Raw genomic sequence first — 14,461 nt, 5'->3', positions numbered from 1 at the left:
CCCATGGGCGAGCAGCACGCTGTGAAGTTCCCGCAGGAGGTCCTGGACGAGTACGCGGCCCTGGGCATCGACCTGCCCGCGCTGTTCTCGGCGGGCCACCTCGGCGAGCGGATGGACATCCGCATCCTGGAGGCGGCCCCCGACCGGGTGGTGGGCACGATGCCGGTCGAGGGCAACACCCAGCCCTACGGGCTCCTGCACGGCGGCGCCTCCGCGGTGCTCGCCGAGACCCTCGGGTCGATCGGCGCCATGCTCCACGGCGGCATCACCAGGATCGCCGTCGGCGTGGACCTGAACTGCACCCACCACCGCGGGGTCCGCTCCGGCCTCGTCACCGGCGTCGCCACACCCGTGCACCGCGGCCGATCCACCGCCACCTACGAGATCGTGATCAGCGACGAGCAGGACCGGCGGGTGTGCAGCGCCCGCCTCACCTGCCTGCTGCGCGACGCCGGCGCCGGCGACGGCGCCACCGCGGCCGCGCAGGCCTGACCCGGCCCGCTCCACCGGTCCCCACGGGCCCGGACCCCCGCTCCCGCCCGGGGCGGGGGTCCGGGCCCGCGCCGTGCCCGCCTCCACCCCTCCCCCGCCTCCGCTCCTCCCCGGCCCCGCCTCCGCGCTCCTCCCGCGGCCCCGTCAGCCACGCCGACCGCCCGGAATCCGCCAGTCCGGACCCGCCCCGCACACGGCCGTTGCGTCACCCAAGGTGACGGCCTACCGTCGCCTGCATGGGCACCCAGCCACCCCGCGCGGCCCGGTACGGCGCCGCTGCGCTCCTCACGACCCTCGCTCTCGGGGCGGGCTCCGGCTGCGCGGCCGGCGGCCCGAAGTCCCCCCAGGAGGCCGCCCCGAGCCCTTCCCCACCCGCCCGGATCTGCACAACTCTGGTGTCCTACTGGGCGAAAGAGGCCCTCAAGGGCAGTTACTGGGCCGGGCTGGACTGGGAGCAGAAGGGGATGTCCAACGCGCAGTACGCGATCCACGAGGAAGCCGTCGCCGCAGGTCGCGCCGAAGAGCGAACTGCCAGTAGGGACAAGGCACTTGAGCTGATCGACCGGCTCGTCGCGCAGCGCTGCACGGAACGGGACGGGGCCACCTGGAGCTCCGAGAACTGGCGGCCGCCCAGCCCGGCCGGGTAACCGGAATCCCGAGCGCACTGTCCGGCTTCCGGTCATCCGGGGCGGGTACGGCCGGGCCGCGGTTCGAGGGCGTTCCGCCCGTTTCGGTCACGGTCCGACCGCACGAAGCGGATCAAGGACCGTCATTACCATCAGTAATGCGCACGCCCGACAGAATCGCCCTTTTCCCTCACGGAAAGCCGCCCTGGGGATTCTTTCGGACACGCGCTGCGACATTCGGCCCGATTTGATCTATGACAGGACCATGAGGCCCTCAAGCCCCTTAGAGAACCGGGGAATTCTCACGATGCGGACGCCCAACAGCGTCGCCAAACGCCCGATCTGTCCGAACTCCCGCCGCCCATTCTTGGCCTTGGCATAACAAGACAGTCACATCCTCCTTTCCCCGCTCCCCCGCGCTCGCCACCTCGGCCTAGAGTCACGGCCAGTCACCGCGCCACAGAGCGCAAACCAGCACGGCCGTGGAACTCCCAGTGCGGCCCGGCTCCCGTTCGGCGCCCTCAACTCGAGGGCGGCCGCGCCAGGGAAAGGAAGAATCGTGCGACACCGTTCTCTGCTTGTCCTCACGACCGTGATCACCACGGGAGCCCTCACCCTTACCGCCTGCGGCTCCCGCGACGCGGGCAAGACCGGGGACAAGGCCGACGGCTCCAAGACCGTCGTCGTCATCGGCGTTGACGCCCCCCTCACCGGCTCCCTTTCCGCTCTCGGCCAGGGCATCAAGAACTCCGTTGACCTCGCGGCCAAGACCGCGAACAAGAACAACGAAGTCCCCGGCGTGGAATTCAAGGTCGAAGGCCTTGACGACCAGGCAGTTCCTGCCTCCGGACAGGCAAACGCCACCAAGCTCGTAGGCAACAAGGACGTTCTCGGCGTCGTCGGCCCCCTGAACTCGGGCGTCGCCCAGCAGATGCAGGGCGTCTTCGCCTCCGCCAACCTCGCCCAGGTCTCCCCGGCCAACACCAACCCGGCCCTCAGCCAGGGCGACAACTGGGGCAAGGGCGAGTTCAAGCGCCCCTTCAAGACCTACTTCCGCACCGCCGCCACCGACGTCGTCCAGGGCAAGTTCGCCGCCCAGTACCTCTTCAAGGACGCCGGCAAGAAGAAGGTCTTCGTCGTCGACGACAAGCAGACCTACGGCGCCGGCCTCGCCGGCATCTTCGCCGAGGAGTTCAAGAAGCTCGGCGGCGAGGTCGTCGGCACCGACCACGTCACCGTGAAGGAGACCGACTTCTCCTCCACCGCCGACAAGGTCAAGTCCTCCGGCGCCGACTCCGTCTACTTCGGCGGCCAGTACCCCGAGGGCGGCCTGCTCTCCGACCAGATCAAGAAGACCGGCGCCAACGTCCCGCTCTTCGGTGGTGACGGCATCTACGACCCGGCCTTCATCTCCGCCTCCGCCGAGGCCAACGACGGCGACCTCGCCACCTCCATCGGCGCCCCCGTCGAGAAGCTCGACACCGCCAAGAAGTTCATCGAGGACTACAAGGCGGGCGGCTACAAGGACCCGTACGCGGCCTACGGCGGCTACTCCTACGACGCCGGCTGGGCCGTCATCCAGGCCGTCAAGGCCGTCGTCGCCGCCAACGGCGGCAAGGTCCCGACCGACGCCCGCGCCAAGGTCGTCGAGGCCCTCGGCAAGGTCTCCTTCGACGGCGTCACCGGCAAGGTCTCCTTCGACGAGTACGGCGACACCACCAACAAGCAGCTCACGGTCTACAAGGTCGAGGGCGGCAAGTGGATCGACGTCAAGAGCGACACCTTCAACCAGTAGTCGCCACGCCTGACGGCAGCCACACCTGAACCACCCCCCAAGAACCAAGCCGCGCGAGGGCGCAAACAGCGCCCTCGCGCGGACTCTTATCCGACACGCACATCGGAGGCCCTGCGGTGCACGAACTGCCGCAACAGCTGGCCAACGGCCTTTCCCTCGGTGCCCTCTACGGCCTCATCGCCATCGGGTACACCATGGTTTACGGCATCGTCCAGCTCATCAACTTCGCCCACGGCGAGATCTTCATGATCGGGGGCTTCGGCGCCCTCACCACCTACACCGCACTCCCGAGCGGAACCTCGCTCCTGGTGGCGATACCCCTCATGATCCTCGGAGGCGCCCTCGCCTCCGTCGCCGTGGCGACCGCGGCGGAACGCTTCGCCTACCGGCCACTGCGCAGCGCCCCCCGCCTGGCACCCCTCATCACCGCCATCGGCCTCTCGATCGCGCTCCAGCAGCTCGTCTGGCAGTTCTACCCGGACGCCAAGAAGGCAGTGACCTTCCCCGAGTTCACCGGCAAGGCGTTCCAGATCACCGACAACCTCGCGATCCAGCGCTCCGACGCCTTCGTCCTGGCCCTGGCCCCGCTCTGCATGCTCGCCCTCGGCGTCTTCGTCTCCAAGAGCCGCAGCGGCCGCGCCATGCAGGCCACCGCCCAGGACCCCGACACCGCCAAGCTCATGGGCATCAACACCGACCGCATCATCGTCATGGCCTTCGCCATCGGTGCCGCGTTCGCCGCCGTCGCCGCCGTCGCCTACGGCGTCGACAAGGGCCAGATCAACTTCGAGATGGGCTTCATCCTCGGACTCAAGGCCTTCACCGCAGCCGTCCTCGGCGGCATCGGCAACATCTACGGCGCCATGGTCGGCGGCGTCGTCCTCGGCCTCGCCGAATCGCTCTCGATCGCCTACATCGAGGACATCCCGGGCATGCAGCAGCTCGGCGGCGGCGCCTGGTCCAACGTCTGGGCCTTCGTGCTCCTCATCGTCGTCCTCCTCGTACGGCCCCAAGGCCTGCTCGGCCAGCGCGTCACGGATCGGGCGTGAGAACCATGACCACCAACGAAGCCACCCTCAGCCCCGCCGTGGTCGAGGAGACCGACAACAGCACCACCCTGCTGTACGCCATCGCCGGCGGCTCCCTCCTCACCGTCATCAGCGCCTTCACCGCCTGGACCTGGACCGCCGCCTTCCCCGGCGACCTCACCATCTACGGCAACCCGGCGCCCCTGCAGCTCCTCACGCTCTTCGGCGCCCTGCTGACCGCGCTCTACGCCCTCTCCGCCCTGGGCACCAAGGGCCTCGGCTGGCTCGCCCCCAAGGGCGCCACCCAGGCCCTGCGGTTCCTCGCCCTGGGCGCCGCCGCCACCACCTGGTTCACCGCGATCGCCATCTCGGTCGAACTCGGCGGCGTCGTCAACCTCGAACCCGGTGCCTACCTCGCCCTCGTCGCCTCCCTGATCCCGGCCATCGCCGCGTTCAAGCTCACCGACGACACCCGCAAGGCCGCCGCCACCACCACGAAGCTGCCCTCCTGGGCCGAGATCCTGATCATCGTCGGCGTCTACGCCCTCGCCCTCTTCGTGATCACCTTCGGCATCGACACCGATGACAAGGAACCGCAGCTCTTCGTCGCGTACCTGATCACGGTCAGCCTCGCCGCCACCGGCCTCATCAAGTCCGGTGTCACCGACCGCTTCGCCGAGATCACCGCGAACCACCGCCAGGTCGCCGTCATCGCGACCGCGGCCGCCTTCATCGCCTTCCCCCTCATCCAGCAGAGCGGCGACACCTACACCCTCATCGCGGTCAACATCCTGATCTTCGCGACCGTCGCCCTCGGCCTCAACGTCGTCGTCGGCCTCGCCGGCCTCCTCGACCTCGGCTACGTCGCCTTCCTCGGCGTCGGCGCCTACACCGCCGCCCTGGTCTCCGGAAGCACCGCCTCCGCCTTCGGCCTCCACCTCCCCTTCTGGGCCGCCGTCATCGTCGGCGCCCTCGCCTCCCTGGTCTTCGGCGTCGTCATCGGCGCCCCGACCCTCCGCCTGCGCGGCGACTACCTCGCCATCGTCACCCTCGGCTTCGGAGAAATCTTCCGCATCGCCATGGGCAACCTCGACGGCACCTCCGGCCCCCAGGTCACCAACGGCCCCAACGGCATCCCGAACATCCCCCACCTCGAACTCTTCGGGTGGAACTTCGGGGAATCCCACAACGTCCTCGGCATCACCCTCGGCGCCTACGCCAACTACTACCTCCTGATGCTGCTGGTCATGGCCCTGGTCATCCTGGTCTTCGCCCGCGCCGGCAACAGCCGCATCGGACGCGCCTGGGTCGCCATCCGCGAGGACGAGACCGCCGCCGAAGCCATGGGCATCAACGGCTTCCGCGTCAAGCTCATCGCCTTCGCCCTCGGCGCCACCCTCGCCGGCCTCGCCGGCACCGTCCAGGCCCACGTCAACACCACGGTCGTCCCCGAGAACTACGTCTTCGCCGGACCCGTACCCCCCAACTCCGCGTTCCTCCTCGCCGCCGTCATCCTCGGCGGCATGGGAACCATCCGCGGACCCATCCTCGGCTCCGCACTCCTCTTCCTGATCCCCGCGAAGCTCCAGTTCCTCCAGGACTACCAGCTCCTCGGATTCGGCATCGCCCTCATCCTGCTCATGCGCCTGCGCCCCGAAGGCCTCATCGCCAACAAGCGCGCACAGCTCGAGTTCCACGACGACACCGCCGACCAGGCTCCCACCGACCTGGCCACGGCCAAGGCGGGTGCGTGAACACCATGACGACCACCACCGACACCACCACCAAGCCCGCCGCCACCCCGGCCGGCGAGACGGTCCTCCAGGCCAGCGGCGTCACCATGCGCTTCGGCGGCCTCACCGCCGTCAAGGGCGTCGACCTCCAGGTCAACTCCGGCGAGATCGTCGGTCTCATCGGCCCCAACGGCGCCGGCAAGACCACCTTCTTCAACTGCCTCACCGGCCTGTACGTCCCCACCGAGGGCACCGTCAGCTACAAGGGCACCGTTCTGCCGCCCAAGCCGCACCTGGTCACCAAGGCCGGCATCGCCCGCACCTTCCAGAACATCCGGCTCTTCGCCAACATGACGGTCCTGGAGAACGTCCTCGTCGGACGCCACACCCGGACCAAGGAAGGCCTCTGGTCGGCCCTCCTGCGCGGCCCCGGCTTCAAGAAGGCCGAAGCCGCCTCCGAGGCCCGAGCCATGGAACTCCTGGAGTTCATCGGCCTGGAGCACAAGGCCCAGCACCTGGCGAAGAACCTCCCCTACGGCGAGCAGCGCAAGCTCGAAATCGCCCGCGCCCTCGCCAGCGACCCCGGCCTCCTGCTCCTCGACGAGCCCACGGCCGGCATGAACCCGCAGGAAACCCGCGCCGCGGAAGAGCTCATCTTCGCCATCCGCGACATGGGCATCGCCGTCCTCGTCATCGAGCACGACATGCGGTTCATCTTCAACCTCTGCGACCGCGTCGCCTGCCTCGTCCAGGGCGAGAAGCTCATCGAGGGCACCGCCTCCGAGGTCCAGGGCGACGAGCGCGTCATCGCCGCCTACCTCGGCGAACCCTTCGAACCCCCGGCCGCCGAGGGCGAGGAGTCCGAGGCTGCCGAGGCTGCGGCGGCCGAGGCCACGGAGACCGAGGCCGAGTCCGCCGAGGCCGAGGCCGAGGAGACCGAAACCCCCGCGGCCGACGCCGAGGCGACGGAAGCCGAGGCGGCCGACGCCGAGGCGACGGAAGCCGAGGCGGCCGACGCCGAGGCGACGGAAGCCGAGGCGGCCGACGCCGAGGAGACCGAAACCCCCGAGGCGGCGGAAGCCGCCGACACCGCGGACGCCGACACGACCGAGGCGACGGAGACGGAGGCCGACACCACGGACGCCCCCGCCCCCACCACCGAGGCGGCAGCCGCGGACAGCACCACCAGCAAGGACGGAGAAGCCAAGTGACCGCACTCCTCGAGGTCAACGACCTCAAGGTGGCCTACGGCAAGATCGAAGCCGTCAAGGGCATCTCCTTCACCGTCGAGCAGGGCCAGATCGTCTGCCTCGTCGGCACCAACGGCGCCGGCAAGACCACCACCCTGCGCACCCTGTCCGGACTCATCAAGCCCCGCTCCGGCAGCATCACCTTCGACGGCCAGCCCCTGGGCACCGTCCCCGCCCACAAGATCGTCTCCCTGGGCCTCGCCCACTCCCCCGAGGGCCGCCACATCTTCCCCCGGCTGACGATCGCCGAGAACCTCCAGCTCGGAGCCTTCCTCCGCAGCGACAAGGACGGCATCGAGAAGGACATCCAGCGCGCCTACGAGATGTTCCCCATCCTGGGCGAACGCCGCAAGCAGGCCGCCGGCACCCTCTCGGGCGGTGAGCAGCAGATGCTCGCCATGGGACGGGCCCTCATGTCCCGCCCCAAGCTCCTCATGCTGGACGAGCCCTCCATGGGCCTCTCCCCGCTGATGATGCACAAGATCATGGCCACCATCGCCGAGCTCAAGTCCACGGGCACCACCATCCTGCTCGTCGAGCAGAACGCCCAGGCCGCCCTCTCGCTGGCCGACCAGGCCCACGTGATGGAGATCGGCAAGATCGTGCTCTCGGGCACCGGCCAGGAACTGCTCCACAACGAGGACGTCCGCAAGGCCTACCTCGGCGAGGACTGACCCCGCCACACCCCGCACGACGCGTGAGGCCCGCCACCGCAACCCGGTGGCGGGCCTCACGCGTTGCCGCGCGCACGCGGCGTTCGGCGTTCTGAGTTCCGGAACTACCCCTTGGCGGCGTTCTTCTTCTCCTCGGCGTCCTCGATGACCGCCTCCGCGACCTGCTGCATCGACATGCGCCGGTCCATCGACGTCTTCTGGATCCACCGGAACGCCGCCGGCTCCGTCAGCCCGTACTGCGTCTGCAGGATGCTCTTGGCCCGGTCCACCAGCTTCCGGGTCTCCAGCCGCTGGGAGAGGTCCGCGACCTCCTGCTCCAGCGCGCGCAGCTCCGCGAAGCGGGAGACGGCCATCTCGATGGCCGGCACCACGTCGCTCTTGCTGAACGGCTTCACCAGGTACGCCATGGCCCCGGCGTCCCGGGCCCGCTCGACGAGGTCGCGCTGCGAGAACGCGGTCAGCATCAGGACCGGCGCGATGGACTCCTGCGCGATCTTCTCCGCGGCGGAGATCCCGTCCAGGACGGGCATCTTCACGTCGAGGATGACGAGGTCCGGCCGGTGCTCACGGGCCAGCTCGACGGCGCGCTGGCCGTCGCCGGCCTCGCCGACCACCGAATAGCCCTCTTCCTCCAGCATCTCCTTGAGGTCGAGACGGATGAGCGCCTCGTCCTCGGCGATGACGACGCGGGTCGTCAGCGGCGGAACGTGCGACTGGTCGGCGTCGGGCGTGGGCGTCGACTCGTGCTCGGCGGTCACGGATGCTCCTTCTTGCGGGCATATCAAGCTCCCCTGAGCCTACCTAGCTACGGTATGGTGGTGTCCCGTAGGGCTCCCCTGAGCCTTCGTTTCTTAGGCCCCAGTACTCCAACCGGTTAGAGAGGCCGCTCTCAAACAGCGGACAGTGTGGGTTCGAATCCCACCTGGGGCACTTTTCTTAGATTCCATGGTCACGCGAAAATCGCGGGGTCATCACTCGTTCCAGGGACGCTCCCCCGTTTCGGGCCACTTGCAGCATTCTTTTGAGTCAATGTCGCGCACATGTACGACATCGCCACCCGTCGACGAGCCCTCGCTCTTGTCGAGCAAGGTCGCAGCCTGAACTCGGTGAGCACCGAGACGGGCATCTCCCGTTCCGCACTTCGCGCCTGGCAGATCCGTATCGAGCCGCTCCCCCGCACGGGGCGGGACGCCGAATGCGCCGGCCCCGCCGACCCTGCGGCCTACGTCTATCTGCTCGGCCTCTATCTCGGGGACGGCTGCATCAGCCCCCACCCACGCGGGGGACACCACCTGCGCATCGCCTGCGCGGACGCCTGGCCCGGCCTGATCGAGCTATGCCGGACGGCGATATCCGCCGTCCGGCCGGACAACCGGGTCTACGTCCTGAAGCGGTCCGGTTGTGTGATGGTGACCAGCTTCGGACACCACTGGACCTGCCTGTTCCCGCAGCACGGGCCGGGCAAGAAGCACGATCGTCGGATCGTCCTGGAAGAGTGGCAGCAGGACATCGTGGATGCCCACCCCTGGGCCTTCGTCCGCGGTCTGATCCACTCCGACGGGTGCCGGATCACCAACTGGACCGTCCGCAACGGCAAGCGGTACGAGTACCCGCGGTACTTCTTCACCAACAAGTCGGCAGACGTCACTGCCCTCTTGACGAGCACCCTGGACCGCCTCGGGGTGAGCTGGAGCCGCGCCAACCAGCAGAACGTCTCGGTCGCCCGCAAGGCGTCCGTGGCGCTCATGGACCTGCACGTCGGGCCGAAGCACTAGCTACTGGCGGGCGTAGGAGCCGATGCCGACCAGGCAGTAGACGTACTCGTTGATGGGGACGCCGTTGCGGGTGTAGCGGTGGGAGAACGCGTACTGGGTCCTGGGGTTGGCGTCGCAGCGGCTCATGTCGGAGGTGAGGGAGAAGCGCTGGATGACGCGGTAGTGGGCGTCCGGCGCAGAGCAGGGGACCTCGTCGACGTTGTTGACGCGGGTGGCGGTGGTGGAGTCGGGGAGGGTGCCGTTGAGGCAGGTGCCCTCGTCGTAGGGGCTGGGGTCCGGGGCCGAGGGGATGGGGGACGGTGCGCCCGGGAGGTTGAGGGTGGGGAGCGCGGGCGGTGACCAGGACGGGGCTGCGCGGGTGGGGGTGGGGTGGCTGCCGGTGGCCGTGGGGCCGGCGTCGTCGTCGTTGACCAGGGCGGCTATGCCTGCGATCAGGCCTGCGGCGATGAGGAGGCCCAGGAGGCAGCCGAGGGGGTTGGTCTTCTTCGGTGCGGGGGCGCCGGCTATGCGGACGCGGAGGAGGACGTCGGTGGCGCCGAGTTGGCCGCGGACGAGTTCGCCGTCGCGGGCGGGTGGGACGCGGAGGTCGGCGGTGGTGCCGTTCTGGAGGGGGAGGGTGATGACGACGCCGGCGGCGGCCTGCTGGGGTGTGAGGGTGATGGGGATTTCCTGTTGCGACACCGGCTGCTCCAAGGGTGGGGGGACGTCCGGGATTGTGCCGGGTGCGGGGGTGGTGACGCAGGCATTCCGGTGGAGTGTGGTCGGTTCGGTACGCAGGAACGCCCCCGCCTTCGTGGGGCGGGGGCGTGCAGGGTGCGGGCGCGGGTCGCGGGTCGGCGGGTCAGCGGACGGCGTCGCCGATGTGGTGGACGCGGACCAGGTTGGTGGTGCCGGTGACGCCGGGGGGCGAGCCGGCGGTGATGACGACGGTGTCGCCGGGTACGCAGCGGCCGATGCGCAGGAGTTCTTCTTCGACCTGGGCGACCATGGCGTCGGTGGAGTCGACGTGGGGGCCGAGGAACGTTTCGGTGCCCCAGGTGAGGTTGAGCTGGGAGCGGGTGGCGGGGTCGGGGGTGAAGGCGAGGAGGGGGATGGGTGAGCGGTAGCGGGAGAGCCTGCGGACGGTGTCGCCGCTCTGGGTGAAGGCGACGAGGAATTTGGCGCCGAGGAAGTCGCCGATCTCGGCGGCTGCGCGGGCGACCGCTCCGGCTTGGGTGCGGGGTTTGTTGCGTTCGGTGAGTGGGGGGAGGCCCTTGGCGAGGATGTCCTGTTCGGCGGCTTCGACGATGCGGGCCATGGTGGTGACGGTTTCGACGGGGTGTTTGCCGACGCTGGTTTCGCCGGAGAGCATGACGGCGTCGGTGCCGTCGATGACGGCGTTGGCGACGTCGGAGGCTTCGGCGCGGGTGGGCCTTGAGTTCTCGATCATCGATTCGAGCATCTGGGTGGCGACGATGACCGGTTTGGCGTTGCGCTTGGCGAGTTTGATGGCGCGCTTCTGGACGAGGGGGACTTGTTCGAGGGGCATTTCGACGCCAAGGTCGCCGCGGGCCACCATGATGCCGTCGAAGGCGGCGACGATGTCGTCGATGTTGTCGACGGCTTGGGGTTTTTCGATTTTGGCGATGACGGGGAGGCGTCGGCCTTCCTCGTCCATGATGCGGTGGACGTCTTCGATGTCGCTGCCGTTGCGGACGAAGGAGAGGGCGATGACGTCGGCGCCGGTGCGCAGGGCCCAGCGGAGGTCTTCGGTGTCCTTGTCGGAGAGGGCGGGGACGGAGACGGCGACTCCGGGGAGGTTGAGTCCCTTGTGGTCGGAGACCATGCCGCCTTCGATGACGTGGGTGTGGATGCGGGGGCCGTCGACGGCGGTGACTTCGAGGGTGACGCGGCCGTCGTCGACGAGGATGCGTTCGCCGGGGGTGACGTCGGTGGCGAGGCCCTGGTAGGTGGTGCTGCAGGTGTGGCGGTCGCCGGGGGTGTGTTCGGTGGTGATGGTGAAGGTGTCGCCGCGTTCAAGGAGTACGGGTCCTTCGGCGAAGCGTCCGAGTCGGATCTTCGGGCCTTGAAGGTCGACGAGGATGCCGACGCTGCGGCCGGTTTCGTCGGAGGCCTTGCGTACGCGGAGGTAGCGCTCCTCGTGTTCGGCGTAGGTGCCGTGGCTGAGGTTGAGGCGGGCGATGTCCATTCCGGCTTCGACCAGGGTTTTGATCCGCTCGTAGGAGCCGGTGGCGGGGCCCAGGGTGCATACGATTTTTGCTCGGCGCATGGGGGGAGCGTATGCCCTACCGGGGGGTAGGTAATGGGGTCCGGGTGTCTGCTCAACAACCTTTGGTTGAAGGGTTGTTGACAATAGTTGCATGTGCGTGGGGGTGCTCTGATGAGCACCCCCACGGGCGGTTTTCAGAGCCGGGGCGGGGTCATGGTGAAGCGGGCGTTGACCTGGGCGCGGACGGTTTGGCGCTGGGGTTCGAGGTCGAGGGGCGGGGCGGCGGTCTCGGCGTCGGTGAAGGCCATGGAGCGGACGGCGCCGGCGGGGGCGGCGGCGGTGAAGGGCATGGCGTTCTCGGCGCCTTCGTCGGCGAGTTCGACGAGGGCGGTGAGGTCGGCGCCGAGGGCGGCGGCGTATTCGCGGGCGCGTTGGACGGCTTCGAGGACGGCTTGGCGGCGGGCTTCGCCGTGGGCGGGTGAGGTGGGGCGCAGGGACCACCAGGGGCCGTCGACGTGGGTGAGTTCGAGGTCGGCGAGGCGGGTGGTGAGTTCGCCGAGGGCGGTGAAGTCGGTGAGTTCGGCGGTGATGTGGACGCGGCCGTGGTAGGCGCGGATGCGTTCGCCGCGGCCGTGGCGGGTGAGTTCGGGGGTGATGGAGAAGGCGCCGGTTTCGGTTTTCTCGACGGCTTCGCCGTAGGTCTTGATGAGTTCGAGGGCGGCGTTGTTGCGGCGGGTGAGGTCTTCGAGGGCGGTGCGTCGGTCGGTGCCGCGGGCGCTGACGGTGATGCCGATGCGGGCGATCTCGGGGTCGACTTCGAGGAGGGCTTCTCCGCGGACGGCGACGCGGGGGGTGTCGGGGGTGCCGTAGGGCGGGTGGGGTGCGTCGTGGGTGGTGGTCATGGTTTCACTGTGGCACTGCCGGCGGTCGGAGGTCATCGGATCGAGATGCGGAGGGGGGTGGTTCGCTTGTTACCGATGGGTCAGAATCTACGCGCGTTGTCAGCCACTTCAAGACGACGCCTGAACAGGGGAGATGACATGGCGTTGGACCGCAGGACGTTTCTGGGGACGTCGGCCGCTACGGGTGCGGCCGTGGCGCTGACGGGGGCCGCGGGCAGCCCGGCTGCCGCGGCGGCCTCGGCGGATCCGGGTTCGCGGCAGCCGCGGACGTATGCGTTCACGGTGATGGGGACGACCGATCTGCACGGGAACGTCTTCAACTGGGACTACTTCACGGACAAGGAGTTCGACGACAAGGCGCACAACGACGTGGGTCTGGCGAAGATCTCGACGCTGGTGAACCGGGTGCGGGCGGAGAAGGGGCGGTGCAACACGCTGCTCATCGACGCGGGTGACACCATCCAGGGCACGCAGCTGTCGTACTACTACGCGAAGGTGGATCCGATCACGGCGCGCCGGGGTCCGGTGCACCCGATGGCGCAGGCGATGAACGCGATCGGCTATGACGCGGCGGCGCTGGGCAACCACGAGTTCAACTACGGCATTCCGGTGCTGCGGAAGTTCCAGGAGCAGTGTGATTTTCCGCTGCTGGGGGCGAACGCGCTGGATGCGAAGTCGCTGCGGCCGGCGTTCCCTCCGTACAGCATGCACCGGTTGCGGACTCCGCAGGGGCGGGACGTGAAGGTGGCGGTGCTGGGTCTGACGAATCCGGGCATCGCGATCTGGGACAAGGCCCATGTGCAGGGGAAGATGACGTTCCCGGGGCTGGAGGAGCAGGCGGCGAAGTACGTGCCGAAGCTGCGGTCGATGGGTGCGGACGTGGTGATCGTGTCGGCGCATTCGGGGTCGAGCGGTACGTCTTCGTACGGTGACCAGCTGCCGTACGTCGAGAACGCGGCGGGTCTGGTGGCGGAGCAGGTGCCGGGGATCGACGCGATCCTGGTGGGGCACGCGCACACGGAGATCCCGGAGTACCGGGTGAAGAACAAGGCGACCGGCAAGGACGTGGTGCTGTCGGAGCCGTTGAAGTGGGGTCAGCGGCTGACGCTGTTCGACTTCGAGCTGACGTGGGCGAAGGGCTCGTGGTCGGTGGCGAAGGTGTCGGCGCGGGTGCTGAACTCGAACGAGGTCGAGGAGGACCCGGAGATCGTCCGGCTGTTGTCGGACGAGCACCGGAAGGTGGTGCAGTACGTCAACCAGGTGATCGGTACGTCGACGCAGGGGATGTCGTCGGCGGACGGTCCGGTCAAGGACGTGCCGATCATCGATCTGATCAACCACGTGCAGGCGGAGACGGTGAAGGGGGCCCTGGCCGGTACGGAGTGGGCGTCGCTGCCGGTGCTGTCGCAGGCTTCGTGCTTCTCGCGGACGGCGGTGATCCCGGAGGGGAAGGTGACGCTGCGGGATGCGGCGGGGCTGTACCCGTTCGAGAACACGCTCGAGGCGCGGGTGCTGACCGGTGCGCAGCTGAAGGACTATCTGGAGTATTCGGCCCGGTACTTCGTGCAGACGGCTGCGGATGCGGTGGTGGATCCGGCGAAGCTGACGAACGCGGAGGGCGTCCCGGACTACAACTACGACGCGGTGTACGGGCTGGTGTACGACATCGACATCGCGCAGCCCAAGGGTTCGCGGATTTCGGGGCTGTCGTTCCAGGGCAAGCCGGTGGATCCGCAGGCGCGGTTCGTGTTGGCGGTGAACAACTACCGGGCGTCGGGTGGTGGGGCGTTCCCGCACGTGCCGCAGGCGAAGCAGGTGTGGGCGAATTCCGACGAGATCCGCAACACGATCATCTCGTGGGTGAAGGCGAAGGGGACGATCGATCCGTCGCAGTTCGCGTCGGTGGACTGGCGTCTGACGCGGGCCGGCGTTCCCGTCTTCTGATCCCGGTCCTGAGGGGGTCCTGATCCCTGCGGG

13 protein-coding genes and 1 tRNA gene are annotated in these 14,461 nt (G+C 68.7%); 10 read left to right on the top strand and 4 right to left on the bottom strand.

Annotated features, from left to right (window positions below; genetic code table 11):
* Positions 1-3 precede the first annotated feature (3 nt).
* From ACSHWO_RS25310 to ACSHWO_RS25280, 7 genes are all read left to right on the top strand, one after another.
* A complete protein-coding gene (locus ACSHWO_RS25310; protein ID WP_438315185.1) occupies positions 4-492 on the top strand; it encodes a PaaI family thioesterase in 489 nt (162 codons plus the stop codon).
* Between the two features lie 236 nt (positions 493-728).
* Positions 729-1,139: a hypothetical protein gene (locus ACSHWO_RS25305; RefSeq protein WP_438315182.1), complete on the top strand. Its 411-nt coding sequence runs from the start codon at positions 729-731 to the stop codon at positions 1,137-1,139.
* A 538-nt stretch (positions 1,140-1,677) separates the two neighbouring features.
* The gene (locus tag ACSHWO_RS25300) at positions 1,678-2,913 is read left to right on the top strand and encodes a branched-chain amino acid ABC transporter substrate-binding protein (RefSeq protein ID WP_361087967.1); all 1,236 of its coding nucleotides are present in this window, start codon (positions 1,678-1,680) and stop codon (positions 2,911-2,913) included.
* 116 nt (positions 2,914-3,029) lie between these two features.
* Positions 3,030-3,962 carry a branched-chain amino acid ABC transporter permease gene (locus tag ACSHWO_RS25295; RefSeq protein ID WP_361087970.1) on the top strand — a complete coding sequence of 311 codons (933 nt, stop codon included), beginning with the start codon at positions 3,030-3,032 and terminating at the stop codon, positions 3,960-3,962.
* A gap of 5 nt (positions 3,963-3,967) precedes the next feature.
* Positions 3,968-5,695 (top strand): branched-chain amino acid ABC transporter permease, encoded by a 1,728-nt coding sequence (locus ACSHWO_RS25290; RefSeq protein WP_361087973.1) that lies wholly within the window; start codon positions 3,968-3,970, stop codon positions 5,693-5,695.
* Positions 5,696-5,700: 5 nt separating this feature from the next.
* Positions 5,701-6,885: an ABC transporter ATP-binding protein gene (locus ACSHWO_RS25285; protein WP_438319268.1), complete on the top strand. Its 1,185-nt coding sequence runs from the start codon at positions 5,701-5,703 to the stop codon at positions 6,883-6,885.
* A complete protein-coding gene (locus tag ACSHWO_RS25280) occupies positions 6,882-7,598 on the top strand; it encodes an ABC transporter ATP-binding protein (protein WP_361087976.1) in 717 nt (238 codons plus the stop codon). The genes ACSHWO_RS25285 and ACSHWO_RS25280 overlap by 4 nt, the downstream gene beginning before the upstream one ends.
* A gap of 104 nt (positions 7,599-7,702) precedes the next feature.
* Here the strand turns inward: ACSHWO_RS25280 and ACSHWO_RS25275 are convergent, their stop codons facing one another.
* Positions 7,703-8,356, bottom strand: a complete 654-nt coding sequence (locus ACSHWO_RS25275) for an ANTAR domain-containing response regulator (protein ID WP_385806369.1) — start codon at positions 8,354-8,356, stop codon at positions 7,703-7,705.
* A gap of 97 nt (positions 8,357-8,453) precedes the next feature.
* Between ACSHWO_RS25275 and ACSHWO_RS25270 the strand changes: the two genes are divergently transcribed.
* Positions 8,454-8,528 (top strand) — tRNA-Leu (locus tag ACSHWO_RS25270).
* A 110-nt stretch (positions 8,529-8,638) separates the two neighbouring features.
* Positions 8,639-9,373, top strand: a complete 735-nt coding sequence (locus ACSHWO_RS25265) for a transcriptional regulator (RefSeq protein WP_438315175.1) — start codon at positions 8,639-8,641, stop codon at positions 9,371-9,373.
* Here ACSHWO_RS25265 and ACSHWO_RS25260 read toward each other — a convergent pair whose 3' ends face one another.
* From ACSHWO_RS25260 to ACSHWO_RS25250, 3 genes are all read right to left on the bottom strand, one after another.
* Positions 9,374-10,054: an LppU/SCO3897 family protein gene (locus tag ACSHWO_RS25260; RefSeq protein WP_438315172.1), complete on the bottom strand. Its 681-nt coding sequence runs from the start codon at positions 10,052-10,054 to the stop codon at positions 9,374-9,376.
* Between the two features lie 160 nt (positions 10,055-10,214).
* Positions 10,215-11,642 carry a pyruvate kinase gene (pyk, locus tag ACSHWO_RS25255; protein ID WP_438315169.1) on the bottom strand — a complete coding sequence of 476 codons (1,428 nt, stop codon included), beginning with the start codon at positions 11,640-11,642 and terminating at the stop codon, positions 10,215-10,217.
* A gap of 134 nt (positions 11,643-11,776) precedes the next feature.
* A complete protein-coding gene (locus tag ACSHWO_RS25250; RefSeq protein WP_361087991.1) occupies positions 11,777-12,484 on the bottom strand; it encodes an SIMPL domain-containing protein in 708 nt (235 codons plus the stop codon).
* Between the two features lie 138 nt (positions 12,485-12,622).
* Between ACSHWO_RS25250 and ACSHWO_RS25245 the strand changes: the two genes are divergently transcribed.
* A complete protein-coding gene (locus ACSHWO_RS25245) occupies positions 12,623-14,428 on the top strand; it encodes a 5'-nucleotidase C-terminal domain-containing protein (protein WP_438315166.1) in 1,806 nt (601 codons plus the stop codon).
* The last annotated feature ends 33 nt before the right edge of the window (positions 14,429-14,461 follow it).

This window comes from Streptomyces pallidus (ex Mingjun et al. 2026) (assembly GCF_051550185.1).
Lineage (GTDB): Bacteria > Actinomycetota > Actinomycetes > Streptomycetales > Streptomycetaceae > Streptomyces.
This window is presented reverse-complemented; position numbering and strand designations above follow the sequence as displayed.